The organism is Mucilaginibacter sp. GW822-FHT03E02, from assembly GCF_058801545.1.
Genome location: NZ_JBXANJ010000001.1, coordinates 918,887 through 945,628, shown reverse-complemented (window position 1 = coordinate 945,628; position 26,742 = coordinate 918,887). Strand labels below are relative to the sequence as shown.

The 26,742-nt window shown below is 43.3% G+C and carries 20 protein-coding genes; 18 read left to right on the top strand and 2 right to left on the bottom strand.

Going from position 1 to position 26,742, the window contains the following annotated elements; translation table 11 throughout:
- The 15 genes from AC1RM2_RS03755 to AC1RM2_RS03685 all read left to right on the top strand — a co-directional run bounded on the left by AC1RM2_RS03755 (nucleotide 1) and on the right by AC1RM2_RS03685 (nucleotide 16,955).
- Nucleotides 1–1,125 carry a TIGR03364 family FAD-dependent oxidoreductase gene (locus tag AC1RM2_RS03755; RefSeq protein WP_492983519.1) on the top strand — a complete coding sequence of 375 codons (1,125 nt, stop codon included), beginning with the start codon at nucleotides 1–3 and terminating at the stop codon, nucleotides 1,123–1,125.
- A 136-nt stretch (nucleotides 1,126–1,261) separates the two neighbouring features.
- Entirely contained in the window at nucleotides 1,262–3,799 is a 2,538-nt protein-coding gene (locus AC1RM2_RS03750; protein ID WP_492983517.1) for a phosphocholine-specific phospholipase C, read from the top strand.
- A 178-nt stretch (nucleotides 3,800–3,977) separates the two neighbouring features.
- Complete coding sequence (locus AC1RM2_RS03745; protein ID WP_492983514.1) at nucleotides 3,978–4,568, top strand: RNA polymerase sigma-70 factor; 591 nt, start codon at nucleotides 3,978–3,980, stop codon at nucleotides 4,566–4,568.
- Between the two features lie 137 nt (nucleotides 4,569–4,705).
- Entirely contained in the window at nucleotides 4,706–6,421 is a 1,716-nt protein-coding gene (locus tag AC1RM2_RS03740; RefSeq protein WP_492983512.1) for a hypothetical protein, read from the top strand.
- A gap of 346 nt (nucleotides 6,422–6,767) precedes the next feature.
- Entirely contained in the window at nucleotides 6,768–7,484 is a 717-nt protein-coding gene (gene pxpB / locus AC1RM2_RS03735) for a 5-oxoprolinase subunit PxpB (RefSeq protein WP_492983510.1), read from the top strand.
- A 1-nt stretch (nucleotide 7,485) separates the two neighbouring features.
- On the top strand, nucleotides 7,486–8,499 hold the full coding sequence (locus tag AC1RM2_RS03730; protein ID WP_492983508.1) for a 5-oxoprolinase subunit C family protein: 1,014 nt from the start codon (nucleotides 7,486–7,488) through the stop codon (nucleotides 8,497–8,499).
- A 9-nt stretch (nucleotides 8,500–8,508) separates the two neighbouring features.
- Entirely contained in the window at nucleotides 8,509–9,270 is a 762-nt protein-coding gene (locus AC1RM2_RS03725) for a LamB/YcsF family protein (protein ID WP_492983507.1), read from the top strand.
- Nucleotides 9,271–10,452: an NRAMP family divalent metal transporter gene (locus AC1RM2_RS03720; protein ID WP_492983505.1), complete on the top strand. Its 1,182-nt coding sequence runs from the start codon at nucleotides 9,271–9,273 to the stop codon at nucleotides 10,450–10,452.
- Between the two features lie 185 nt (nucleotides 10,453–10,637).
- Complete coding sequence (locus AC1RM2_RS03715) at nucleotides 10,638–10,763, top strand: hypothetical protein (RefSeq protein WP_492983503.1); 126 nt, start codon at nucleotides 10,638–10,640, stop codon at nucleotides 10,761–10,763.
- 99 nt (nucleotides 10,764–10,862) lie between these two features.
- The gene (locus AC1RM2_RS03710; protein WP_492983501.1) at nucleotides 10,863–11,462 is read left to right on the top strand and encodes a putative polyvalent protein kinase domain-containing protein; all 600 of its coding nucleotides are present in this window, start codon (nucleotides 10,863–10,865) and stop codon (nucleotides 11,460–11,462) included.
- A gap of 625 nt (nucleotides 11,463–12,087) precedes the next feature.
- Nucleotides 12,088–12,639 carry a hypothetical protein gene (locus tag AC1RM2_RS03705; RefSeq protein ID WP_492983499.1) on the top strand — a complete coding sequence of 184 codons (552 nt, stop codon included), beginning with the start codon at nucleotides 12,088–12,090 and terminating at the stop codon, nucleotides 12,637–12,639.
- A 744-nt stretch (nucleotides 12,640–13,383) separates the two neighbouring features.
- Nucleotides 13,384–14,127, top strand: a complete 744-nt coding sequence (locus tag AC1RM2_RS03700; protein ID WP_492983497.1) for a LabA-like NYN domain-containing protein — start codon at nucleotides 13,384–13,386, stop codon at nucleotides 14,125–14,127.
- Nucleotides 14,128–14,138: 11 nt separating this feature from the next.
- Nucleotides 14,139–14,963 (top strand): hypothetical protein, encoded by an 825-nt coding sequence (locus AC1RM2_RS03695; protein WP_492983495.1) that lies wholly within the window; start codon nucleotides 14,139–14,141, stop codon nucleotides 14,961–14,963.
- Nucleotides 14,956–16,401 (top strand): ThiF family adenylyltransferase, encoded by a 1,446-nt coding sequence (locus AC1RM2_RS03690; RefSeq protein ID WP_492983493.1) that lies wholly within the window; start codon nucleotides 14,956–14,958, stop codon nucleotides 16,399–16,401. Before AC1RM2_RS03695 ends, AC1RM2_RS03690 begins: the two co-directional genes overlap by 8 nt.
- 32 nt (nucleotides 16,402–16,433) lie before the next feature.
- Nucleotides 16,434–16,955, top strand: a complete 522-nt coding sequence (locus tag AC1RM2_RS03685) for a hypothetical protein (protein WP_492983491.1) — start codon at nucleotides 16,434–16,436, stop codon at nucleotides 16,953–16,955.
- Between the two features lie 156 nt (nucleotides 16,956–17,111).
- Here AC1RM2_RS03685 and AC1RM2_RS03680 read toward each other — a convergent pair whose 3' ends face one another.
- Nucleotides 17,112–18,323, bottom strand: coding sequence for a hypothetical protein (locus AC1RM2_RS03680; protein ID WP_492983489.1), 1,212 nt, complete (start codon nucleotides 18,321–18,323; stop codon nucleotides 17,112–17,114).
- 388 nt (nucleotides 18,324–18,711) lie between these two features.
- Between AC1RM2_RS03680 and AC1RM2_RS03675 the strand changes: the two genes are divergently transcribed.
- The 3 genes from AC1RM2_RS03675 to AC1RM2_RS03665 all read left to right on the top strand — a co-directional run bounded on the left by AC1RM2_RS03675 (nucleotide 18,712) and on the right by AC1RM2_RS03665 (nucleotide 23,658).
- Nucleotides 18,712–19,134, top strand: a complete 423-nt coding sequence (locus AC1RM2_RS03675; protein ID WP_492983487.1) for a hypothetical protein — start codon at nucleotides 18,712–18,714, stop codon at nucleotides 19,132–19,134.
- Nucleotides 19,135–19,483: 349 nt separating this feature from the next.
- On the top strand, nucleotides 19,484–20,713 hold the full coding sequence (locus AC1RM2_RS03670) for an IS4 family transposase (protein ID WP_492983485.1): 1,230 nt from the start codon (nucleotides 19,484–19,486) through the stop codon (nucleotides 20,711–20,713).
- Between the two features lie 377 nt (nucleotides 20,714–21,090).
- Entirely contained in the window at nucleotides 21,091–23,658 is a 2,568-nt protein-coding gene (locus AC1RM2_RS03665) for a M1 family aminopeptidase (RefSeq protein ID WP_492983483.1), read from the top strand.
- Nucleotides 23,659–23,937: 279 nt separating this feature from the next.
- On the opposite strand, the gene AC1RM2_RS03660 is transcribed toward AC1RM2_RS03665, so the two are convergent.
- A complete protein-coding gene (locus AC1RM2_RS03660) occupies nucleotides 23,938–26,613 on the bottom strand; it encodes a DUF7133 domain-containing protein (RefSeq protein WP_492983481.1) in 2,676 nt (891 codons plus the stop codon).
- Nucleotides 26,614–26,742: the final 129 nt, after the last annotated feature.

Here is a 26,742-nt window from a genome sequence, read left to right as displayed (position 1 = left end):
ATGAACAAAAAAGCTATAGTAATAGGTGCGGGCATAGTTGGCCTGGCCACTTCGCGGGCGTTGGCCATGCGTGGCTACAAAGTAACCGTATTTGAACGTAATGAGCGCGCGGTTGGCGCATCCATCCGCAATTTTGGGATGATATGGCCAATAGGGCAGGCTACCGGCCCCATGTATGAGCGGGCCATGCTATCGCGCAGCATCTGGAAAACCATTTGTACCGAGGCTAAAATATGGCATGATGAAGTTGGCTCCCTGCACCTGGCTTATCACGATGATGAGCTACTGGTGATAAAGGAATATGTGGATGCCAACCAGGCCTATCGTGATTGCGCGTTGCTAAGCCCCGGCGAGGCATTTGTAAAATCACCGGCCATTAATACCGATGGTTTAAAAGGCGCTTTATGGAGCGGCGAAGAAATGATTATTGAATCTCGGGAAGCTGTTGGGCAGGTGGCTGCATACCTGGCCGATAAATACGGCGTTGAATTTCATTGGAATACCGCTATCAGTCGTATTGAATATCCAACAGTATATTCGGGAAAAAGTACCTGGGAGGCCGACGAAATTTACGTTTGCAGTGGTGCCGATTTTGAAACGCTTTACCCGGAGTTATTTGCTCAAACAGATATTACCAAATGCAAGCTGCAAATGATGCGGCTGGTGAGCCAACCGGATGGATGGCGCATTGGGCCATCACTTTGTGGCGGCTTATCTATGATACATTATCCTGGTTTCCAGGTTGCTGCTTCGTTACCTGCCTTGCGTGCCCGTTACCAGGAACAATATGCTACACATTTGAAATGGGGTATCCATGTAATGGCGTCACAAAATGGCAATGGGGAACTAACCATTGGTGATTCGCACGAATATGGCCTGGTGCATGATCCGTTTGATAAGGCGTTTATTAATGAAATGATAACAGGCTACTTACATACCTTTGCTAATTTTAAGGACTGGCAATTGCTGCAATCATGGCACGGCATATTGCCTAAAATGACCAATGGCGCAACCGAACTTATTGTTGATGTGGAGCCGGGCGTAACCATCATTAATGGCCTTGGCGGTAACGGGATGACCCTTTCATTAGGCCTGTGCGAGCAGGTGATAGCCGCCAGATCATAGTTGATGGTTCATAACCACCAGATCATGGTTCATGGTTGATAGTTCATGGATCATAGTTGATGGGGCTGGTTGATGGATCATACTATATTAAATATTTCACGTACAACGTATAACGTAAAACATACAACCCAATAATATGCTCGATTCAAGACGGGATTTTCTTAAAAAAGCGGCTTTGCTAACCGGGGCGGCCGGATTAACAAGCCTTTTGCCCGAATCTATTCAAAAGGCCATGGCCATTAACCCTGCACCTGGCAGCACTTACCTTGATGCAGAACATGTGGTAATCCTGATGCAGGAAAACCGTTCGTTCGATCATACCTACGGGATGCTGAAAGGTGTGCGTGGCTATAACGATCCGAGGGCTATCGATTTGCCCAATAACAATAAAGTTTGGTTGCAGTCAAACCATAAAGGCGAAACTTATGCGCCTTTTCACCTGGATATTAAAAACACCAAAGCCACCTGGATGGAATCGCTGCCGCACTCCTGGGCCAACCAGGTAAATGCCCGCAACGATGGTAAGTTTGACCAATGGCTGAATGTTAAACGCAACAGCATCAAAGAATATTCGGATATGCCTTTAACCATGGGTTTCCACAATCGCGAGGATATTCCTTTTTACTATGCTCTTGCTGATGCCTTTACCGTTTGCGACCAGAATTTTTGTTCGGCCTTAACCGGTACCAATCCCAACAGGCTTTTCTTTTTTACGGGCACCATCCGCGCCGAGCAGCATGAAAATTCCTTAGCCCACGTCTGGAATGATGATATGGATTACGGCACGCTCAACTGGGGTACGTTCCCCGAGCGTTTGGAAGACCATGGCATCTCCTGGAAACATTACCAAAACGAGATTGCCATAGATACTGGTTTGGTTGGCGAGGAAGACCCCTGGTTATCCAACTTCCAGGATAATGCACTGGAATTTTTTGGCCAGTATAATATTAAACTGTATGATAAGCACATAGCCCATCTGCAGAAGCAATCGACAGATTTACCAGGGGAGATAGATGTGATTGAAAAGCAAATTGCTGCCCTACCAGTGGGCGATGCGCATATCGATCACCTTAAAAAACAGCGTAAGCAAAAACGCCGCGACCTGGAGAGTGTTAAAAAAGACATGGCCAGCCTTGATCCGGGTAAGTTTGCCACGCTATCGCAACGCGAAAAAAATCTTCACCAGAAAGGTTTTGTAACCAATACCAACGATCCGCATTACCGCACTTTAAGTCCGTTAAAATATAATGACAATGGCACCGAGCGTGAATTATTGGTACCTAAAGGCGATGTGCTGCACCAGTTTAGGGAAGATGTAAAAAGCGGCCAGTTGCCAACAGTTTCCTGGCTATCAGCACCCGAGCATTTTTCTGATCATCCCAGCTCGGCATGGTACGGTGCCTGGTATGTATCCGAAGTGATGGATATATTAACCCAAAACCCCGAGGTTTGGAAAAAGACCATTTTTATTTTGGCTTACGATGAAAATGATGGTTATTTTGACCATGTGCCACCTTTTACGGCCCCGCATCCGCATAAAGCAGGAACAGGCAAGGTATCGGAAGGGATTGATACCAGCGTTGAGTTTGTAACCTACGAGCAGGAAAAAGCACGAAACAACTTCCCCGAAGTTTTTGATCGCGAAAGTCCTATTGGCCTTGGCTTCCGTGTGCCATTGGTTATCGCATCACCCTGGAGCAGGGGAGGTTGGGTAAATTCGGAGGTTTTTGACCATACATCAACCCTGCAGTTTTTAGAAAAATTCCTGAGTCATAAAACCGGCAAAAAGGTTGTTGAACCTAATATAAGCAACTGGCGCCGTACGGTTTGTGGCGATCTTTCAACCACCTTCCGTCCGTACAATGGCGAAACTATTCCTAACCCCGAATTTGTAGCCAGAGAGATGTTTTTAGAAGGCATCCATAAAGCGCAATTTAAAAAACTGCCAAATGATTATAAGTTGCTAACTGCTGAAGAGATAGCGCTGATTAACAAAACTCCGCATGCGTCACCTTACATGCCGCAACAGGAGAAGGGAATAAAACCATCATCGGCCCTGCCTTACCAGTTGTATGCTGATGGGAAATTAAGTGCCGATAAAAAATCATTCGGGATAAAATTTAATGCGAGCAAACAATTGTTTGGTGATAAAGCTTTGGGCTCGCCGTTCAATGTATATGCCCCTGGCAAATACGCCAGTTTTAAAGATCCGCAAAAAATGGAGCCTTTGCGTACCTGGGCATACGCGCTAACCGCTGGTGATAGCCTTGCAGATGTTTGGCCTTTACATGAATTTGAAAATGGCGAATACCACCTGCGTGTGTACGGACCAAATGGTTTTTATCGCCAATACAAGGGTAACGCGGCCGATCCGCTACTGGATGTGGCCTGCGATTATCAGCAAGCTAACATCGCGCTGAAAATGGCCAACTTAAGCCATGATGAGGCCTACAGTGTGCAGGTGACTGATCATGGTTATAAAACCAATAATCATAAAGTTGTAGTAAATAAAAAAGGCCAAAACACGTTAGTTCTTGACCTTTCCAAAAGCCATGGCTGGTATGATTTCAGCATAAAAGTAACCGGGTCGCACGCTTTCGAAAAAAGATATGCCGGCCGTGTAGAAACCGGTAAACATAGCTTTAGCGATCCATTGATGGGCAAAATGGTTTAAAGATTCATTTGTACGTTTATTTTTAGCCCGGTAACTTTGTTAAGTTGCCGGGTTTTTTTGTGATCGGGCAGCGTAATTTGGCTACGCCGAATTTGCCCGAAACAAAAAAGAATTTTTTATTTAAAAATAATCTTGTAATTATGCCTATCCAATTCAGAAACCGTTTTACAGTCCATTTATGCTTCCAGGCGAGGAATATCAAATGTGGCCCGATGCTAAATTGTTAGATTTACTAAGGCTGGATGACCGTGAGGCATTTGAATTACTGTACAAAAGATATTCGGCCAAGCTATTCCACGCTGCTTACAACCTTTTTCGCGACCGCGATGTTTGCGAAGACCTGGTGCAGGAGTTGTTTATTGCCCTATGGACAAAACGCCACCAGCTTAACATCACCTCGCTTGAAGCGTACCTGAAGGTGGCTATCCGTCACCGGGTTGTCTACTATATTCGCACCAAAAAGGCCACGCTTGATTTGGAAGTTGTAGAAGAACTGATAGAAAAATATACAGCAGACAGCAAATTGTTACAGAGCGACATCAGCCAGCTGCTGGAAAACAATGTGGCCCTGCTACCCGAAAAATGCCGCCAGATTTTTACGCTAAGCCGCAAAGAGTACCTCTCCAATAAAGAGATAGCCTCACGGCTAAATATCTCTATCAAAACCGTCGAAAACCAGATAACTATTGCCTTGCGCTATCTGCGCACCGGGTTAACAGATTACCTGCCATCGGTTGTTGCCCTGTTAATGATGTATATGATGCAATAAGGATTATTCATCCGGCGGGTATTTAAAAACTATTAATTAAATTTGTTAGTACCGATAGCAGCCCGGCTTTTATCGGTCTCCAATTACAAACTTTACCGGTTGCCTGTTTATAATTCACGTCTGTTAAAAAAACTACAATGAAAAAGGTATCGCTTTTTTTTGTGTTCCCCGTTATTTTCACCGGGACCTGCTTGCTTGCGTTCAAACTGCATAATTCATCTGGCAAAGAAAATCTAAAAAAGAGCTACCCGGTTACCTGTGGATCATTTGCTGCAGACATCATCGATACTGCAGCCAGCGGAAAATATATGATAAAGCTGCCTGGATGGGGCGACTATAGCTATCCGATTTCAACCCATAATGATAGCGCCCAGTTTTACTTTAACCAGGGCCTAACTATGTATTATAGCTATCACATGAAAGAGGCGTTGGCATCATTTAAAGAAGCCACCCGGTTTGATCCGTCTTCGCCGATGGCTTATTGGGGGCAGGCTTTAACTATGGGGCCTTACTATAATGCGGTTCACCTTTATAAAGTGCCACAGGGGCTACCTGGTGTTTTAAAACAGTTAAATGCAACTGCCGGTAGCGCGTCGGAGAAGGAAAAAGCGCTTATCAACGTCATGAATTTGAGATATCCGTTGGTGAAAAATCAAACAACGCATGACGAAAACGCCTATGCGCAAGGCATGCGGAAACTGATATTGACATACCCCACAGACGCGGATATAAAAATGCTGTACATAGATGCCATGATGCTGATACACCCCTGGGATTTTTGGACGCCTGATGGATTGGCGAAAGAATGGACGCCCGAACTGGTGGATTTATGCAAAGGCGTATTGAAAGTAAAACCCAATAATCCGGCCGCATTGCATTATTATATTCATCTTACAGAAGCATCCCATAATCCTGAAGTGGGTATAGCTAATGCCGAAGCCTTAAAGCGGCTTTTCCCGGCGGTAGGGCATATGGTACATATGGCAAGCCATGTTTATCAACGGAACGGGCTTTATTTTCAGGGTGTGGATGCCAACGAAAAGTCGGGCAAAAGTTCCATTTTGTATGCCTCGATAGTGAAGAATCTATCCCTTGCCAAATCAATCCCTCATGTGTACGCCGTAGAAACCTACTGCGCCTTTAGCGGAGGGATGTATGAAAAGGCGCGGGAAGTTGCCCTGCGTTGCCGCAATAGCGTTAAGCCAACAGCTACAGATAGTTATGCTCAGTATTTATATATGATGCCCGTGCTCACGATGGTACGCCTTGGTAAATGGGAGGAAATATTGAAGGATAATAACCCGCCGGCCGCCGATTGGACTTACGCGCAAGTACTCCATGATTTTGCAAAAGGACTGGCCTTTATTTATACCGGTAGGCCGGATTCGGCAAATAGCCAGCTGGGGTTAATACGTGATAAAATTAATGCCCCGGTATTAAAAATAAGAGATATCCCTTTTAATACACCGTTTGAAGGCGCTACCATAGCCGAAAATATATTGGAAGGCGCGATTTTATTGACACAAAATAAATATGAAAGCGGTATAGCCAGCTTTAACAAGGCCGTAGCAGTTGAAGATCACATGATTTACTCCGAACCCGCCCAATGGCCTATTCCTGCCCGTCAGTTTTTGGGTGCATATCTTTTAAAAAACGACGATAATATCAGGGCCGAAGAAGTTTACCGGGCCGACCTGGTGCACAATCCTGGCAATGGATGGTCGTTATTAGGGTTGTACCAGAGTATAAAAGCGCAAAATCATAAACAAAACCTGGCCGAATATAAATCGGGTTTCCTTCGTTCGTTTTCGCATGCGGATGTTGTGCCAACAGGGTCGGTTTTTATGAATTAAGATCCACAATAACTCCATTTGAACTGGTTTTTAGGAAAAAAATAAAAGTCCCTAAGCGCTCGCCGCCGGGACTTTAAACCTAAACCTTATCACAAAGAGGCCGACAGGATGTCCGCCCCAAGTAAGATCAGCAAATTGCAAAATTTATACCGTAATTGCAAATCTGTAATGTGAAATTCGCTTTTCGCGTTCAATTTGTTTTTTGGGCCGTTGCGGCCAAGCCGAAATTAAGATCGCCAGGTACCTTCGTTCATAAAATTCAGGGAATCGCGGCGTATAATTGCAACTGTAAACGGTATTACCGAGATTTATCCCAATAAAGCCCAGTTGTTTTATAATTAAATACATGCCCGACGGAGCCCTTAAAATTTATTACTTAAGCGAAGTAGCCGTTACCATTGAGTTTGGGCAACAAATTGCCGAAAACTTATTAAACACGGTTAATGGCTTAGGCCGATTGCTGTATCAAAAGCCATTTCCGGGGTTTAACACAACGGTGCCGGCTTACGCTACCCTAACTGTTTTTTACGACCCCGTTTTGGTGATCAAATCTGATTTACCGGGAGCCGGCTGCTTTGAAAAGGTATCGGCCTATCTGAATGACTTAAACCTTCAAATGACAACGACCAAGTCAGCGCCGGGGGATATAGTGACTATTGAAGTATGTTACGGCGGCGCTTTTGGCCCTGATTTGGCCGAGGTAGCCGATTTTAACAGTTTGAATATCAATGATGTGATTAAGTTGCACACTGCGGCCACGTATAAAGTTTACATGATAGGTTTTGTACCCGGATTTGCCTACCTGGGCGGGATGGATGAACGATTGGCAACGCCACGTAAAGCAACGCCCCGAAAGTTGGTGCCGGCCGGGGCAGTAGGCATAGCCGGGCAGCAAACGGGCGTATACCCATTGGATACCCCGGGAGGCTGGCAAATCATTGGGCAAACGCCGCTTAAAATGTTTGATCTGGACCGCGGGCAGCCATCTCTATTAAAAGCAGGCGATATAGTGATTTTTAAATCTATTGATATACAGGAATTTAACGACTTATCTGCCGGGTAATATGCAAATCAAAATACTAAAGCCCGGCATCATGAGCACCATACAGGATATGGGCCGTCACCAATATCTTTCGCAGGCGGTGCCGGTATCCGGAGCTATGGATACGTTGTCGGCCCGTATTGCAAACATGGTCGTTGGTAATGGCGACAATGCAGCCGTAATTGAATTTACTTATGCTGATGCGGAATTTGTTGCGGAAACCGACCTGCTGATTGCTTATGTTGGAGATGGTGCGATATTTCAATCGGGCGAACAAATATTACCGCCAGAGCGCCCTCTTTTTATCCCACCGGGAACAATTATAAAGCTAACAAACAACCCATCGGGCAGCCGCACCTACCTGGCCGTTTCGGGGGGATGGGACGTGCCGGAAATTTTGAGAAGCAAAAGCACCTGCCTGACCGCCGGTTTTGGCGGATGGGAAGGACGGGTGTTAAAACGAGGCGATGTGCTTAAAAACAGGCAGGAATCAACAAGTAATGCTCAAATAATAGTAGAAAATTTCAAAAAAATACAAAAAAGTGTAAAGAAAGATCAGGTTTTTTACCTTCCATGGAGCATCCCCCGGCGGCTGCTTTTGCCGGCCGATCGTAAAACGATAAGGGTGGTACCGGGAAACGAATTTGGGTGGTTTGAGGGCCGGAGTATCGCCGGATTTTTGTCGGCACGATACGTCATCGGCAGGCAAAGCAACCGCATGGGGTACCATTTGGAAGGAGCGGTTTTAGCGCGTATCAAAAAGGACGAATTACTTAGTACTGCCGTAACGCCGGGCACCATACAAGTTACCGGCAGCGGTAGCATGGTACTTTTAATGGCCGATTGCCAAACAACAGGTGGTTATCCGCGCATAGCACAGGTAGCAGCGGTGGATATGCCCTTATGCGCCCAGCTGAAACCCGGCGACACCATTTATTTTAAAGATATCACCCGGCTTGAAGCAGAAATGCTGTATATTGAACGTGAACAACAATTGCACCAGCTAACCATAGCAGTGCAAAGCAAATTTTTATAAGATACCACCATGCAAAGCATTGATCTGAACTGCGATATGGGCGAAGCATTTGGCAACTACCCCATGCCCAATGATGATATCCTGATGGACTACATCACATCGGCCAACATAGCCTGCGGCTTTCACGCCGGCGACCCGGAGGTAATGCAGCATACCGTTGGCATGGCAGTAAAAAAAAGCGTAGCTATTGGCGCGCACCCCGGCTTACCCGATTTGCAGGGCTTTGGCAGGCGCGAGATGAAGATATCGGCAAACGAGGCCTACCAGATGACCCTGTACCAGATAGGCGCCTTATCGGGCTTTGTGAAAGCAGCCTACGGGAAACTTCACCATGTAAAGGCGCACGGGGCATTATACAATATGGCCGCTAAGGATGTTAATTTAGCTAAGGCTATTGCCGAGGCTGTGCACGATTTTGATTCTTCGCTGATATTATACGGGCTGGCCAACAGCGAAATGATTACCTGGGCCAAAAAACTGGGTTTGACAACCGCATCCGAAGTATTTGCCGACCGTACCTACCAGGACGATGGCTCGCTTACCCCGCGTATCCAGAGCAACGCGCTGATAACCGATGAGCAACAATCTATCAGCCAGGTGCTGATGATGGTAAAGCAACAGCAAGTGATATCGGCCAATAATAAAACCATCAGCCTTAAAGCCGAAACGTTATGCCTGCATGGCGATGGTGCCCATGCTGTTGAATTTGCCAAAAAAATAAACGAGAAACTGAAAGCCGAAGGCATAAGGATTAAAGCACCGGCACAATAAATGAAAAAGCAGCGCAACTGGAGTGTTTTAATGGGTGCCGCCTTCCTGATGGCATCGTCGGCTATAGGGCCGGGGTTTTTAACACAAACGGCTGTGTTTACCGCGCAGTTGGGTGCAAGTTTTGGTTTTGTGATACTGCTGTCGGTGGTGCTGGATGCTATAGCCCAGCTAAACATCTGGCGTATTATTACCGTGGCCGGTAAACCCGCGCAGGATATTGCCAACCAGGTTTTTCCTGGCCTGGGTTATTTTATTTCGTTGCTGGTGTTTTTGGGTGGTATGGCGTTTAATATTGGGAATATTGCAGGGGCTGGCTTAGGATTGAATGTGCTGTTTGGCGTAAGCGTAGGGCAGGGGGCCATAATGAGTGCTATCGTCGCAATCGGCATATTTATTTATAAAGAATCGGGTAAGGCGATGGATTTGTTTGCCAAATGCATGGGATGCCTCAAAATAGCGCTGGCCTTGTATGTTGCTTACATCAGCAACCCGCCGCTGGCCCAGGCGGCCATCAGGGCGGTAAACCCCACGCAGTTTAGCTTTACGGCGGTGCTAACCATTGTTGGCGGTACTGTTGGCGGCTACATTACCTTTGCCGGAGCACACCGCCTGCTGGATGCAAAGATCACCGGGCAACAGAATTTGCCGGTGGTTAATCGTGGGGCTTTAAGTGCAATTGGCTTGGCATCGTTGATGCGGTTGTTGTTGTTTATAGCTGCTTTGGGGGTTATAACTGCCGGTGGCAGGCTCGATCCGGCTAATCCGGCGGCCTCTATATTTCAATTGGCTGCGGGGCAGGTGGGTTATAAACTTTTCGGGGTTATTATCTGGGCTGCCGGGATCTCTTCGGTAGTGGGCTCGGCTTATACATCGGTTTCGTTTATCAGGAGTTTTAGTCCGCTGATATTGAAATGGAACCGCGAGATTATTATCAGCTTCATTATCATCTCCTGCTGTATATTTCTGGCTATAGGTAAGCCGGTGAAAATACTATTGGTAGTGGGGGCCATCAACGGCTTTATATTGCCCGTTGCCCTGGGCGTAATGCTGGTTGCGGCTTACCGGTCAAAAATCATCGCGACCTACAAACAGCCTTTATGGCTTACTATTTTGGGCGTGCTGGTAGTTGGCACCATGACCTGGATGAGCATTGGGGCGATAGGGCAGATGTTGGGGTGGTGAAGTAGTGAGTGGTGAGTGGTGAGTGAGTCAGTTCGCTGTCCGATTCTCTGGGTTCGGATGATTATGTCGATAGTCTCCGACTATCGAATGATCAGGTCAAACGCATCTTGTTGGGTTAACATAACTTAACACATTTTAGATAAAATATTTACAAGTACTTGATAATCAATATTTTATATTTTATTATGGTTAACACTAAACTGATAGCGCAATTTGGGCGCATCCACATATTTGTGCCTGTTGCTGACCAATACAAGTCCCTTTGGTACCTGTTGCCCGATTCTTTGGATGATTATGCCGATAGTCTGTGACTATCGAATGATAAGGTGATGGATCGGCAATTGAAGCAACATGGATTGCCTATTTTAAAAATTGGTCAAAAAAACTTATTTTTGATCAATTGATCATTAATGAAAAACATCAAAGATGAACTACAAAATATCATTCTCGGAGATGAACCTGCTGGCCAGGCAAATAAACTCAAAAAAGCCCAATGTTTCCTTAGATCAGATGCGGCAGCAGGCTTCACAGCTAAAAAACAGCAGTACGTCAAAAGTAAAGAAACAGCAAAACTCTTAACTTTCGCCGAAAGGGAGAATCTTTTCTATACTCCGCTAATCCTGCAAAGTGATTTTATCAGCGAAGGCGCCGAACAAAAAGTATACAGGCTTAATGGAACCCACGTTATTAAAACCAATGCAGGTATCTTTTATGAAAGCTGGCTTGATTATTTCACTAGTCTAATTATTCACAATTACTTTTTCCCAGCTACTGCATATACATTCCTCGGTTTCAAAATAATTAACGATGAGCTTAATGCAGTAGTTATGCAAGAGTTTATAGTTGCTTCAGAGCCAACAGACCTTACTGCCGTTAAAAACTTTTTAGAATTCAATAATTTTCGCAATAATCGCAATAACGATTATATCAACAATAAGCTGGGTTTAATTTTTGAAGATCTGCATGATGAAAAATGTGCTCTCTTTCAATGGCGTCCTTTTCTTTATTGACACTATATTTTATTTAACACCAGATTTTTATATTTCCTGAGTTCCTCCGCTGTCCGATTCTCCGACTTCGGATTTAGAATTTACAACACGTTCGCTTGAACGCGGGCTACGACTCACCCGGTCGAGGCTACGCCCGACCACCCTCTCTTCACCTGCGGTGGAAAGAGGGTTTTGTATGTAATTATTTCATAATCAGTTATTTAAAAATATATATTTCCAAGCTCCTCTTTCCGGCGAAGCCGAAGAGAGGGTGGCCCTCGATGCATCGGGGCCGGGTGAGTCTTCGTCGTCACGCGATATGGATCATCGTCCCTTCATTGGAAGCATAAAAACATTGGTAAACCAATTTTAAACAGCCTCTAATAATCCTGTAGTCGGAGAAACAGGCGTAATGGTTCGAAGTCCAGAGAATCGAACAGCGGGGTGTTAAGTCAACAGTCCGAAGTCGTAAGTCAACAGTTTTTTTGGGGCTTAGAACTTAAGATTTTGGGCTAAAGGCTACCCGTCAATGGGTAACTAACCTACTATTTACCATTATTTACAAAGTTTACATTTTTATTTACAATCCAAATTCGTGGCACCGAAAAGTATCAAAGTAGGTTTGCTGAATCAATTTTAACAGGATATGAAAAATAAAAGAAATGTTTTGTACAGCGTGGCTATCATGCTGGTTGGAGTAACTTATTTCCCCGTACAGGCTCAACAAAAAAATGGCGCTCATCGCGCTGATTTTTCTGGCGAATGGAAATCCAAAGAGTCGATAAGTATGGGCGGAAATATTGTTTGCACCTATGATGAGGGTGATCGTATGCTATCTAAAACAATGAAAATAACAGCGCAGGCAGATTTTATGACCATAGACGTGTCAAACCCGTCTGCTGGCGCAGCGCCTGTTACAAGCCAGGAGAAACTGGCCTTCGACGGTAAAGCAAGCGAAATTAATCATGGCCGGGGAAGAGGAAAGAAGTTTACCGTAAAGTTGTCGGCTGATGGACAAACGATGACTGTTAACTCCATTGTACACCTGGTGATTGATCAAAAACAAGTATTTGTTAACGTAACAGAGGTTTGGAAGTTGAGCAATGATGGCAAGTCTATTTCTGTTCAGGCCAATGCAAAATCAACCATATTCGACAGCGGGCGTTCCTGGAAGACCGTATTCGAAAAAGCCGGTTAGTATTCAAAAACTCCGCTGCCCGACATTCGAACAGGCAATTGGTATAACCTCCGCTGTCCGAAGTCTCTGACTTCGGACGATTATGCCGATAGTCTCCGACTATCGAATGATAAGGGTTATGGATCAGCAATTGCTAAATGAATACATTAAAACTATCGGCGGTAATAATCCTGTAGTCGGAGACTACAGGCATAGTGGTTCGAAGTCGGAGACTTCGAACAGCGGGGATGTGGGTGGCTGACTTGTGATATGCGGAACTTTTTTAGGACGAGACACTTCATAGAGGCAAAACTTTCAGACTAAGAAAGTCACAAGTCCGCCATCGCTCAATGTCCACAACACAAGACTTGCGCCAAAGAGGGGGGATTACTTAGTTATATAATTAAGACGAAAACGTAAATCATCGATAGATAGGACTGTTTATTGTAATTATGCGGTTTAATTACGTTTTCAGTTTGACCATTATTTATAAATGCTATTGATACATTAACTCTTTTAAGATATCCCAAGTAGCATTGGTAATTTGGCTTGCAATAAAGTAGTGCTTATTATTTAAGATTATCAACTTAGAATAATAATTTTAATAAGACGCCGATTTAAAATTAAGATATTTAATTAAAAATCAAAATCCGGGAATAAGGAACACGTGTTTTATTTTTTAAAAACAATTGCTATTAATAGGTTTAGTCTGTAACTTGTTGGTTCTTAAACTGCTCAAAATTTTTGCACCTAAATTTAAAGAAAATGTCTCTCCGAAAAACCTTATTCTTTCTTGATTTTGCAAACATTAACAGGACAGCAACCGATAAAAACATTGAGTTAGATTTCAAGCACTTGAAAAACTACATGGGAGAAGACCGTGACTTATTGGACTCTTATTGCTATGTCCCTAAAGATCCTCGAAATGAACACAAATTTGATGGAGATATAGAAAGACTTCAAAAAGCAGGCTATTTTTTAACGACTAAGATAGGAACTTATGCTGGGGATACTTATAAATGTGATTTTGATGTTGAAATGGCTATTGACATAACCAAAATGGCTCATGTTATACGACCGGATATTATAGTCGTCGCCACTGGAGATAGCGATATGATACCAGTAGTTAAAGAATTGCGAAGAATGGGCATAAGAGTAGAAATAGCAGCATTTAACTCCTCAATGAGTAAACAGCTCAGGTTGGAAGCGACCAGTTTTGTTGATTTAGATATATATTATCAAAGTGAATATCTTGAAGCTGTTGAAGGAAGTGAAAATGATAGTATTTTTAATGACGAACTATTCCCAATCCCCGAAGATGAGATAGAAATTGCTACTGAAATCATGGAAGATGAGGGGGTTGAATCATATATTTTTGAGCAGAATAAAAGATATACCATTGTTAAAGACAATGAAATTATAAGGGAATCAGTGGAAGTTATAAAAGAATTTACCAATGATTTTGGAACCTATTTAATTTACAAAACAATAGATTATTCACCAAATTAAAACCATAATTTATGCCATACGTAGAGATAAATGGTCGTCAAATGTTTGTCCCAGATGCGGGTCTTTCAGGACAAGAACTTATTAATTCTGTGAACCCGCAAAAAAAGCCTGGCAGGGGAACTACCATAATTAAGGGTCCTAACGCCGAAAGGGTAAATCCACAAAAGGTATATAGAGCATCGGATCTCGTTGGAAAAAACGGGCAGCCAGTAAAATGGGGCGATATGCCAGACAGAACAAAAGGCGGTTGGTTTGATGAAATAATTAATATGCTCTTTGATAAGCCTGCACCTATACAAAGAAATACATACAATCAACCCACTACAGCAAGGCAATTTACCCCGCCCACCGAAAAAAAAAACACCGCACTTTTTTGGGGCGACCGGTCTCCTTTATCGAAACGTATTATAATTGAACAGTGCGAAGACATCGCGAAAAATCGTTTTGCAAATGATGTGCAAATTGATTATGATGGTGCGAATACATTGGTTATCAATAACTACTTGCTTCCTTCCGCTTGGCACAATACTCCAGGCGTCTATAACCAAAGGACACCGTTGGCTATAGTTTTCCCTACCGAATATCCCAAAATTGCGCCTATTGGCTTTTATCTAAAAGCAAAAATTGCCGATGCCCCTAATGGGCATTTTTACAATCAAGCATATCATGATGCGGATAAGGTAATGTTAGACCATGGGTGGAAATGGTATTGTGTTTATGTAAATTCCGGAACATGGCAACCTGCTATGTATAGAAAACCCAATGATTGGCGATTTGGCGATAATTTGTGGACTTATTTTGATTTGATTAAAGAGGCACTAACATCAAATGACTAAAAAATCCTTGTTAAAATTTGGTAGAGTCCCGAAAGATTCATCAAACTCAAGTAAGGACTTAGGTTGTATTATTAAATTTAAACAAGGCGACTTAGGTTATTTGCGAAGAGAGATTTTGTCGGATCTTTCAAACGAGCAGTTTGCAATCTTGCTTGGTAAAAAAGAATCAATTGACGGACACTCTTTCGTGAATATAATTGATGTGCGCTTTTTAAATAATGAAGATTATTTAGGTCAAAGTTTAACTCACTTAAGCTTAAACAAAGAATTTATTGGCGAGATTTTGGTTGAACTTCAAAATCGTTTTGATATTGATACAATAATTGATGTGCATACACATCCATTTTCTATAGGAAACGTTGGATTTTCCGGTGTGGATGATAGAGATGAGCGAAACTTTACATTTTTTCTATCTGAACATTTTGAAAACGTTAATTATGCAAGCATTGTGTTTTCACAAACTGAATATTCGGCAAGGATTTGGGAGGTTAAAAATGGAAGCCCCATCTTTAAAATCGCTTTAATAAAAACCCAAACACCCCCCGAGAATATCATTAGTTCTGATTTTAGAAACACGAAAGAGGATGATTATGACCATTACTCTTTACTGGAAAAGGACAGTTTTTTAAATCGGTCGACCTTGGCCTTGGGGTTAGATACTATGCGATTAATAACCAAAAACCAATCGATTACAATAATAGGTATTGGGGGGTTGGGTAGTATAATAGCGGAGAATTTAATTCATCTTGGGTTTTCCTATCTAAATATTGTTGACAATGACTATGTAGAAATGTCTAATCTAAATAGGATAGTTGGCGCTTATTATTCAGATGCAGAAAGTAAAACCAAAAAAGTTAACGCAATTAAAAGACACTTAAATAATATAAATCCAAAAGCAACCATAAATGATTATTTGAATGATGTTCATGACGATGAAATCGAAAGTGTTATAGCTCAGAGCGATTGGGTATTTCTAGCGACTGATAATCATTCTAGCCGATTTAAAACCCAGGAGCTTTGTCTGAAATATTTTGTTCCCCTTATTTCAGTGGGTGTAAATATTACTATTGAGAACGGCGAAATACAAGATATGAGCGGAGAAGTAATAACTGTTAGAATTGGTGATAAACTATGCTTAAACTGTTTAGGAAGAATAAACCAAACAAAAGTGGCCTTTGATTTACATCCAGACTCTCAAATAAAAGAAATTCTAGTCAATCGAGGTTATGTTAGCGGTCAAGAAGTAAAAGAACCCGCAGTTAAAACACTTAATTCATTCCTAGCTACTATGGCGGTCGAAACAATAGTTAATCAATTTACTCTGCGACAAAAGCATAAGGCGGTATTAGTATTTGAAAATAATCAATCTATGTGTATAAGTGAAGATACAAAAAGTGTGATGAATAGAAATATGAATTGCTTTTATTGTGGATTTTAATGTGGGTTCTAGCCTTAATATGTCTCCTGTTTTTGGGCTATAAAATTTATGGCAACGAAAGAAGAAAGAAACTATCAGAAAAAATCATCCAAAGATTTTATGTTGAGGGTTTTTTCTATCCACACGAAAGTTATATATCGGCGAACCTCACTAATGCTATATCAATAGATAGGGAGAATAATATAATCGGTTTCCAGAACAACGGGCATAGTTGCGCTTACTTTACAGAAGGGAATATTATATCGTCCCAGATTATAATTGATGAACAATCCTATCAAAAACATTCTCCTATTAATACTTGGGGCAGGTATTTACTGGCGAAATATATTTTTAGTGAGAAAGTTGCAGAAATTTCAGCATTAACTAGCAAAGTTAAAGTTGAGAAATCGGTGACCTCAATAAATTTGAAAGTTACAGTTAATAGCTTAACAGCTCCTGTTTTTATAATAAATTTTCTTTCCGGCAACACTTCTAAACGTAAACAAAATACTGCCTTACAAGATGCGGAATATTGGGATGGTATTTTAAGAATATTTATCTGGCGGCAAAACTAAATGAGAACTGTATTTAGTAATTCTGCTTGCCCTTTGTTGGTGTTGTCACCAACAAATTCGGCATGCACATGGCTTTAGCTCTCATTAAATGCTTTTTTAATCAATAACTTTGGCTTGTTGACGACAACTCCAACAAGGGCACAGCGGCCAAACCCTTTAAATCCCAAATCTTGTAACTCGAATATGCAGGTAGTGGTGTCGTTTAATTAGATCATCATAAGTTAACAACCTTACGTTCGCCTTTGGCATTGCCATGAATGCGTTTAAACCAGAAAGGTTTTGCAATTTGTCTTCATCAGTTCCCATTAATAAAGAATATTGAAAATCTAAATTTTTTATTGATGCGTCATGTTGAAGCGATTTTGATTGTATTTCTTCCAAATTAGCGGGGTCAGAAAAATAATCAAAATACTTTGTGCCTATTTGATGAAAATACTTTTGAGCAGGTTTAAGCATGGTGAGAGTTTGTTTGGAGAAAAAACGCTGGTTTGGCAGCTTGACCTCGAAAAGCTCATTCAAATTCATAGAATATTGATGTGCGATATTGAAAAAATCAACTTCTTCATATTTCCTGGAATTGTTGTGGTAATAGTGCTGTTCGTAAATTGATTTATGAAAATGCTCAGACTTTAAAAGGTGGTGATAAGTCTGAAGGAATACGTGAATTTGTTTCTCATTTCGTAAAGATGGGTTCAGATTATACGTTTTCAACAACTTAATTAAAGTATCGGCAGTAGATTCAACAATTTGCAGACCGTTGCTAACCCATAAATAGTCCAGTGGCTTTTTGTTTTCAAAGAACACTTCCGACAACACTTTTAACTTATAGGCTCTCGCATTAAATATGCACATATTCATTTTTGTAAAATCCGAACCGCTATCTAAATCCAAGTCATCAATGTCCGATTTTAATCTGTCTAACCATCTGTCCATTCCTTTCGCTAAGGGATTATTAGTGATTCCTATTCTTTTATTATTTTCCGGTTTATAAACCAATCCATCAAATACATTTTCAATCAGTTCATCCACGTGTTCATAGTGCTGGCGCTCATATCCAAGCATGTTGTTCATCAGAAATAGTGGCAATGAGGAAAGTCTGAAATTTCTGTCCGAGTAGGTAAAGGATGAATCTCTTAACCACTGCGCCAGTTCAGTATAGCTTTGAGAAAAAGTATCGCTGGTAAAATCGGCTATGATAAAATCAATATGTTTTTGATTCTCTATCAATTCCGTTTCAATGACCGTTTTAGCATCGGCAACAGAATACTTGATAATCACATCGGTTTCGTGCTCTATGTACTCACCTATATACATTTTAAGATATTGCTCGACATCAATAGTTGCTTCTGAAATGAGAATAAACTTCATATCGATTTAATCCCCCTCATAGAAGTTACCCATAGATCCCAACACCTTTTGAAATATATCTCGCCCAATATTTTTTTAAAGTTTAGTACAGGATATAAATTTAGGGAAAGCCTATTACACTTCGCTATATTTTGCTAATAAACCTTCAAGACAAATAAATAAAAGTAACCTGATTAAGAATCGCAAATCATAAGTTCCTGCACTTTGTAGGGTGTTGTCACCAACAAATTTCGGCATGCACACGGCTTTAGCGCCTCACTAAATGCTTTCTTAATCGATTAACTTTGGCTTGTTGTAGACAACTCCAACAAGGGCAGAAGATGATTATACTTTTTATTTTAATTTCTTTTTACTTTAGTAATGTAGTTGTAACCCAATCACAAGACAAATGACAAAGTATCCTGAAATTAAAAATAAAGACTTAGTCGGTTCATATCCGGCATTTGTAAAATCCGGTGGAGGTTACGTTTGGGATGAAGTATTGGAATATCGGGTCTGGTGCCATCCCCATGATGGGGCTCCTGATGTTTATGAAGGGGAAGATTATTATTATGCTTTTGAAACCTATGAAGATGCCATTGGATTTTCAACAGAAAATGCAGGATCAGAGGAACCATTGGCTCTTATTTTGCAAGAGGAATATATAGACGAGCCTGACCCGGGCAATTATACCCATGTTAAAGAACAAAGAGTAACGGAATGGCCAGTGGAGTTTCTTAGTCGTCCGAAAAGAAACCCAAACACTATCGCAGACTTTCTCTCTCCAAATGCTCCGGGTAATAGATTGCAGATATTACGTGGATTGGCTTGAGATATCGGAAAGTCAAAAATACCCCAATCATCGTATAAACCCTGAAGTTGGCGCACGCGTGCCGCGTGTGCCCCGTGTGCAAATCACAATCTCATTGTATAGCCCTAACCCCACAATCTCCCCGCGTTCGCGTTAGGGATATTAGCGGATACCGGCCTCGCGCCTAATGCCTTGTGCGCGTATGAGCGGTTAGCCCGACCCGCTTCTACCAGCGGGAACGCCCGGTTTAGAGTCAAGAATCAAGAATCAAGAGTCACTGTTGTCCGGTAAACATATTAAAGAAAAAGAAACAGGGGCATGATGCCCCTGTAAAGTTTAACTTTGAATTACCACACCCAAAGTTTGAACGATGCCCAAAAGTACATTTTTTACCGGACAGCCGATATTTAATCAGCTACTTTCTTATATACCACGCACAAAGGTTGAGCAGTTAACACGTAAGCACAATTCTGATCATTATTGTAAGAAGTTTAAAGCATATGATCACTTGGTAACTATGCTTTTTTGCTGTTTTCACCATTGTACATCGCTTCGCGAACTGATAACCGGCATCCAGGTAAACGCTCATCGGTTAAACCACCTCGGAATGGTGCATACTCCCCGCAGAAGCACGCTGGCAGATGCGAATGAACGCCGTTCTGCTGATTTCTTCGAAGACCTGTACCATGAATTGTTCAAACATCATTTTGGTGTTTTACCGGACAGCCTGTCTAAGACTAAACTGTCTAACAAGCTATTTATAGTCGATTCAACAACAATAACGTTATTTTCCGAGATTTTTAAGGCTTGCGGAAATGCCAATGCCAATGGAAAAAAGAAAGGAGGCGTTAAAGCCCATGTTTTGATCAGGGCTAAGGATAACGTTCCTTGTTTTATTAACATTACCAGTGCCTCGACCAACGACAAAACGGTAATGCCCAAACTGGAATTGCCCAAAGGCTCGATCCTGGTTATGGATAAAGGCTATAACAGCTATATGCCCATGGCTGAATGGACGAAAAAAGGCATTAGTTGGGTAACCCGCTTAAATAAAAGAGCAAGATGGGAATGTGCAGAAGAGAAACAAGTGAGTGAAAAGATGGCTGCCCATGGTGTGCGCAGCGATAAAATCATATTGTTAGGTAACCCCGAAAAAGCTCATAAAGTGCCGTTGCAGGAAGCCCGGTTGGTTACTTATTATGATGAAGAAACAGGCAAGGAATTCGAGTTCCTTACTAATAATACGGAACTCAGTGCCTTAACAATAGCAGGTATATACAAACGAAGATGGCAAATTGAAATTCTATTTAAGCGCATTAAGCAAAACTTTCAGCTTACTAATTTCCTGGGAGACAATCAAAATGCTATTAAAATACAACTATGGTGCACTTTAATAGCAGATCTGCTGGTTAAAACAGTAAAAGACAAAGTTGATAAGCTAAAGAACAACAAATGGTCATTTGCAAATGTTGCCGGTCTTATAAGGCAACATCTGGGAACCTATATCAACCTGTTTGAATTTCTCGTAAATCCAGAAAAAGCCATTGTCGAATATAACAAAGAAGTAAAAAACTACCAGCTATCACTTTTTAAAACCTGATTGGGGGGCTTTGATTTCAAATTATACTTAAAATACCCCTCTATTAATCCCAAACCGCATTTTTATTTCATTTATTATTTTTACCGGACAACAGTGAATCAAGAGTCAAAACAGCAGGTGAAAGGTTAAAGGCGAAGGGTAAAAATTCTTCGCTGTCCGATTCTCGGACTTCGAACCATTATGCCTATATTTTGCAACTGTAGAATGATAAGGTTATAGATCAGCAATTGCTAAATGAACACTATAAAACTATTGGGCAAAGGCGATAATAATCCTGTAGTCGAAGAAACAGGCATAATGGTTCGAAGTCTGGAGAATCGAACAGCGGGGGCTTTCGACTCAAAACTCAGAACCCAAAACTCAAAACAACCAACCATATGAAATTATCTAAACTGATACTGTTTTTATTGAGCTTAAATGTTGTGGTATATGCCCAGCAGCGTGTTAAACCTGTTGCTGTTGAAACGGGGGTATCGTACGGGTTGGCGCAGTACAGGCATTCGGTGATCAGTAGTGTGGAGTATGATTTGTCGTTTTTGGTGCCGTTGAAACGGGCTGATGATATCGCCGGTGTGGAGCATATCGCATTTGATTTAAAAAACACCGGTCAGCCGCTGCAAATTGATTTTAAGCAGGATGCGCAGCACATTAAAAATGTGCGGTTGGCCCGGGGGCTGGTAATCCCTTTTGAGGCGAAGGACGAACATATCATTATAGCTACTAAATATTTAAAGGCCGGGCGTAATGATATTACGATTGATTTTGTGGCCGGTAATGGATCGTTAAACCGGAACGATGATTACCTGTACGCCCTATTTGTGCCCGACCGCGCCCGTACCGTTTTCCCCTGTTTTGATCAGCCGGATTTGAAAGCTACTTTTAAATTAGGCCTGCGGGTACCAAAGGAATGGAAAGCATTGGCCAACGGGAGCATAAAGGATGTAACTGATGAGGGCGACTTTAAGCATTATGTTTTTAATACCAGCGATAAATTGCCCACCTACCTGTTCTCTTTCACCGCGGGGGCGTATGCTGATGTAAGGCAGGTGATAGGGGGGCGCAGCGCCGAATTTTTGCACAGGGAAACAGATTCTACCCAGATCAGGTTGAGTGTCGATTCTATTTTTAAAACCCACCGGGATGCCATTAGCTTTTTAGAAAGCTGGACGGGCATACCTTACCCTTTTCAAAAAGTGGGCTTTGTGGCCGTACCCGATTTCCAGTTCGGCGGTATGGAGCACCCGGGCGAGGTGCAGTACAAGGCCTCGGGTTTGTTTTTGGATGAGGGGGCTACCAAAGATCAGTTCATCGCCCGGTCTAACGTAATTTCGCACGAGACAGCGCACATGTGGTTTGGCGATATGGTGACCATGGAGTGGTTTAACGATGTGTGGATGAAGGAGGTGTTTGCCAACTTTATGGCCGATAAGGTGACCGAAAAACTAATGGGTGCCGAAACCTTTAACCTGAAATTTTTGCAGGACCATTACCCGGCCGCTTACGGCGTTGACCGCACCATGGGCGCCAATCCAATTAGGCAGCAGCTGGATAATTTACAGGATGCGGGTTCGCTTTACGGCAATATTATTTACCACAAAGCCCCCATTATGATGCGCCAGCTGGAAAGCCTGATGGGGAAGGCCAACTTTCAGAAAGGCATCCGCGAATACCTCAAAAAATATGCTTACGGCAATGCTACCTGGCCACAGCTGATTGCCATCCTGAGCAAATACAGCTCCGCCAACCTGTACACCTGGAACAAGGTTTGGGTAAGCCAGCCCGGCAGGCCGGTGTTTGATTACAAGGTGAGTTACAGTGATGGTAAAATCGGCGCTCTTAACATCAGCCAGCATCCCGAAGTTGGCGCGCCACGCATATGGCCGCAGGTATTTAATATTACGTTGGTGTATCCGGCTTACAGCAAAACCATCCCGGTGAATATGAACGCGCGGCAGATTGTACTAAAGGCGGCTGCGGATTTGGCGAAGCCGCTGTTCATTTTATTTAATGCGGACGGGATGGGCTATGGATTGTTCCCGGCGGATAAGGCGATGACAGCCAGTCTGTTTAATTTAGAAAGCCCGCTGCAACGGGCTTCGGCTTATATTAACGGGTACGAGAATATGCTGGCCGGGCGTGCTTTTAAACCGGCTGAACTGTTAAAGCTTTACCTGCACGGCATCAGTATCGAGAAAAATGAAATGAACCTGCGCCTGCTTACCGGCTATATTACCAGCATATTCTGGACGTTCACTTTACCCAAAGACCGGTTGATTTTAAGCACCGAACTGGAGCACACCCTATGCCAGGCCATGGAACAGCAAACCGCGCCGAATAACAAGAAAATACTGTTTGGCGCTTACCAAAACACCAGCTTAAGTGCCGAAGCCAAAAGCCGCATTTACCAGGTATGGCTAACCCAAAAGCCGCCGGCCGGTGTTAAACTGGCCGAAGATGATTATACCGGCATGGCGCTATCGATAGCCCTGAAAAGCGATACCGTTACTTCGGTATTAAAGCAACAGCAAGCCCGGATCAGCAACCCGGAACGCAAAAACAGGCTGGCTTTCCTGGCGCCCGCCCTCTCGCTGAACGTGCAGGAACGCGACGCGTTTTTTAACAGCCTGGCCGACCGTAAAAACAGGGCAAAAGAAGCCTGGGTTACCACAGGGTTAAGCTATTTAAACCATCCCTTAAGGCAAAGCACATCTATCAAATACCTGCCCAAAAGCCTGGAACTGGTTGAAGAGCTTCAGCGTACCGGCGATGTGTTTTTCCCGCAATCGTGGCTGGGCGCGGTGTTGGGGAGTTATCAAACAAAAGAAGCTTGTCAAATTGTGCGCGATTTTCTGCAGCGGCATCCTGGTTATAACCCTAAGTTGAAGGATAAGATATTGCAGGCTACTGATAATTTGTATCGGGCGCAGGGGATATTGGGGCGTTGATTTCTGTCCCCGCGGGGTCTCTCCAATGCTATTAAGTTAAGCTATTCAACCCCGTAGGGGTATAACATTTGTAGAAAAAATAGAAAAATAATGCTCCGTGCCGTAGGTACGGAACTTATGAAGCGTACCTACGGCACGCAAAAATGTTGATTTACAAGTGCTACAAATGTTTTGCTCCGATGGAGCAACCTGTGAACTCCTTAACTTAATAGCATTGGAGAGATCCTGAGGGGCAAAATGAACATTGAAAGAGCACCACCACCAACCCCTTAACCCCGTTTAATTTTTTTGCTGCGACAGAAAAGTTACCAGTGACGCAAACTCATCGTATGATAGTGCGTTGGCAAGACCGGTTGGCATCATGGATGTTTTCAGCTCTTTGCGGCTCAGTATGTCGGCGGTGTTAATGGTGAAAACGTCGCCGGTAATATTCCTCATCACTATTTTGCGGGCCGATTCTTCGGTAATAAAGCCCATGTAGCTCTTGTTGCCTTTCGCGGATATCATTACTGTGGCAAAGCCCTGTGAAATGGATGCATTCGGTTTAAGCACAGATTCTGCAATTTGTTGCCGCGTCATGATCGAGCCTATCTGCCCCATAAACGGGCCTTTCTGTTTTTCGGCCCTGGTTAAACTGTGGCAGGCTATACAGCCCTGGCGGGCAAAAAGAACCTTTCCCTTAAAAGGGTCGCCCTTTATTTTTGCAAGCATCAGCATGATATCTTCAATAGATGATTTTCCTATCTGGCCTTTCTTGTTGGCAATTTTTGCCAGGTCTATCTTCACTTCTTTGGTGGTTTCGGTTTTTTCTTCGCCGCCAAAGGCTGCAATCCCCATTTGATGGCGGGCGTTTAAATCGGCAAAAAGCTGTTTCCCTTTCGGGGTTGATTTTGTCCATTCGGTTTTTAAAAAACCGGCAATCCGGGCCGAGCCATCCCAGGTAACACCCTTGTAAATTGGTCCGTGCGAATCGGGCCTTGTGCCCCACCACCACGAAGCATCATAGTCAGCTTCTTTTTTGTACAGGCGCGACAGGGTTACCAGTATTTGCTTTTTTGTTTTTTCGTCTTTAACGGTTGAGTACGAAGCTATTAATCCATCAACTGCTTTGGTATCATACATATACCTTAAAGCCCATAATGCCAGGGTTGAATGTGCCGTGCCGATAGCTTTAACGCAATCATTAACCGCGTTTAAACCAACAAGGGCCCTTACCGCCAAATGTGCCGGAATAATTGCCGAATTTGGTTTGGCATGCGGGCCTTCCGCATTTTTGCCCGGTGCTACAAAACTGGCGGGTACAGGTGTTGCCAATAAGGGCTGTGCCGCCGCCTGGTTGCCAATACGGCCCAGGCCCACAATAGCTGCTGCCTTCACACGGTCGGAAGGATCTTTCAGTCCGGCCAAAAATGGATTCAATGGGATATTTTGTATGCCTTGTTTCCTGTCGGCCAGGGCCCTTAAAGCAAATTCTCTTAAATTGCCGTCCTGCGTTAGTTGTATCAATGCAGGTACGCCTTTTTCGCGTGTTGCCTGGGCATAGGTAAATACACCGGCTACACGGGCATATAATGGCAAGGTAGCGTCAGTTGCAACGGCCAGCGATAGCCTGCCGACTTCATCGGCCGAACGGGTGATTAATTCTTGTGATGCATTTAGCCTGGTAACCGCGCTTGCCGATTTCAGGTAGTTAGCCAATTCGGTTGCCGAAGCAGCCTTAAGGTCGGGGAATGCTTTATAGCTCCAGTTACGGGGTACCGCCCGCACTACGTAGCCTTTGGCAGGGTCGCCGGAGTAGCCGGCGCCATCCCAGGCCGAAAGGTAAAGCCGGCCGGAGCCATCTACGTCAAGGTCGGTAATTTGCGGTAATGCTATAAATTCTTCTTCTTTTTGTTGAAAACTGGCGCCATCAGCGGTCACCCTGTTAATATACAATTCGCTTCGACCCCAATCGGCAGTCATGGGTACATCGTTGTATTTTTCTGGCCAGGTAGGTTCGTCCATAAACAACGATCCCGTGCCCGATCCTCCGCCCAAATCTACAAGGGCGGGTAAAATCTCGTCGGTAAAATGCTGGAACAATACAGGGTATCCGTACTCGGCCGATTGGATGTGGTGCGAAAAACGGATGTTCCAGCCGCCACCATCATTGGTATTATCCCTTGTGAAAATATTCATGTAAGGGTCAATGGCCACATCATAAATGTTGCGGGTGCCGTGCGTATAAATTTCCATCTCGGTGCCGTTTGGCCGTACCCGCACAATGCCGCCGCCCAGCATGGTTAGCTTTTTGCCGCTTCGGTCGGTAGCGTCATGAAAGCCGAAATCGCCGACGGCGATATAAATCCAGCCATCAATGCCCATTCGTATGCCGTTTGTCGCATGGTCAGTTCCCCGCTCGGCCAGCATGTGCGCGTTGCTGATATGTTCAATAAGTGGCTTTGCTGGTCCATCGGCAATACCGTCCCTGTTTTTATCTTCAAAAACTTCCAGGTTCATGCCGGTAGCTTTGCCGGTTTCTTTTGAGAAAACGGTATGCATTACAAAAACCTGGTCGCCCATTACCAGTATCCCCCGCGGATCATCCACCTCGGCAAATTCGGTATGTTTATCCAGCTTGCCATCATTGTCGCTATCCACCAGCCTTAAAATTTTTCCTTTGCCGGGCGTTTTACCTAACGAGCCTATCATATCCACGCCTACAAATACCTCGCCTGTTGGCGCTGCAGCAATACAAGCCGGGCTTGGTGTTAGTTCCGGCCCCGCAAATGTGCTCACCATTAAATCGGCAGGCCATTTCAATGTATCCGGGTGCGGGTTAGTGTTACGTTTTTTTTGATGTTGTAACGCTGGCTTAGGTCCACCGGGTTCTGGATTAAACATGGTGCCGGCTAAGTAGCTAAGCATACCTAAAAAAATAATGACGAAAATAAGGTTGAAGGAAACTTTAAGCATAGGTGTGTAAATTGGTTTTGAATGAGCAGGTTAATCAAAAGATAAATCTATGTGTTTAGTTGAAGTATAGGTACAATTATTTTCAAATTAATTTGGGGGGCTCAGCTAAACCTAATGAGTTGGCAGAAC

Coding starts and splice junctions, on each gene's coding strand:
- AC1RM2_RS03755 (WP_492983519.1), top strand. CDS start 1: ATGAACAAAAAAGCTATAGTAATAGGTGCGGGCATAGTTGGCCTGGCC.
- AC1RM2_RS03750 (WP_492983517.1), top strand. CDS start 1,262: ATGCTCGATTCAAGACGGGATTTTCTTAAAAAAGCGGCTTTGCTAACC.
- AC1RM2_RS03745 (WP_492983514.1), top strand. CDS start 3,978: ATGCTTCCAGGCGAGGAATATCAAATGTGGCCCGATGCTAAATTGTTA.
- AC1RM2_RS03740 (WP_492983512.1), top strand. CDS start 4,706: ATGAAAAAGGTATCGCTTTTTTTTGTGTTCCCCGTTATTTTCACCGGG.
- pxpB (WP_492983510.1), top strand. CDS start 6,768: ATGCCCGACGGAGCCCTTAAAATTTATTACTTAAGCGAAGTAGCCGTT.
- AC1RM2_RS03730 (WP_492983508.1), top strand. CDS start 7,486: ATGCAAATCAAAATACTAAAGCCCGGCATCATGAGCACCATACAGGAT.
- AC1RM2_RS03725 (WP_492983507.1), top strand. CDS start 8,509: ATGCAAAGCATTGATCTGAACTGCGATATGGGCGAAGCATTTGGCAAC.
- AC1RM2_RS03720 (WP_492983505.1), top strand. CDS start 9,271: ATGAAAAAGCAGCGCAACTGGAGTGTTTTAATGGGTGCCGCCTTCCTG.
- AC1RM2_RS03715 (WP_492983503.1), top strand. CDS start 10,638: ATGGTTAACACTAAACTGATAGCGCAATTTGGGCGCATCCACATATTT.
- AC1RM2_RS03710 (WP_492983501.1), top strand. CDS start 10,863: ATGAAAAACATCAAAGATGAACTACAAAATATCATTCTCGGAGATGAA.
- AC1RM2_RS03705 (WP_492983499.1), top strand. CDS start 12,088: ATGAAAAATAAAAGAAATGTTTTGTACAGCGTGGCTATCATGCTGGTT.
- AC1RM2_RS03700 (WP_492983497.1), top strand. CDS start 13,384: ATGTCTCTCCGAAAAACCTTATTCTTTCTTGATTTTGCAAACATTAAC.
- AC1RM2_RS03695 (WP_492983495.1), top strand. CDS start 14,139: ATGCCATACGTAGAGATAAATGGTCGTCAAATGTTTGTCCCAGATGCG.
- AC1RM2_RS03690 (WP_492983493.1), top strand. CDS start 14,956: ATGACTAAAAAATCCTTGTTAAAATTTGGTAGAGTCCCGAAAGATTCA.
- AC1RM2_RS03680 (WP_492983489.1), bottom strand. CDS start 18,323: ATGAAGTTTATTCTCATTTCAGAAGCAACTATTGATGTCGAGCAATAT.
- AC1RM2_RS03675 (WP_492983487.1), top strand. CDS start 18,712: ATGACAAAGTATCCTGAAATTAAAAATAAAGACTTAGTCGGTTCATAT.
- AC1RM2_RS03670 (WP_492983485.1), top strand. CDS start 19,484: ATGCCCAAAAGTACATTTTTTACCGGACAGCCGATATTTAATCAGCTA.
- AC1RM2_RS03665 (WP_492983483.1), top strand. CDS start 21,091: ATGAAATTATCTAAACTGATACTGTTTTTATTGAGCTTAAATGTTGTG.
- AC1RM2_RS03660 (WP_492983481.1), bottom strand. CDS start 26,613: ATGCTTAAAGTTTCCTTCAACCTTATTTTCGTCATTATTTTTTTAGGT.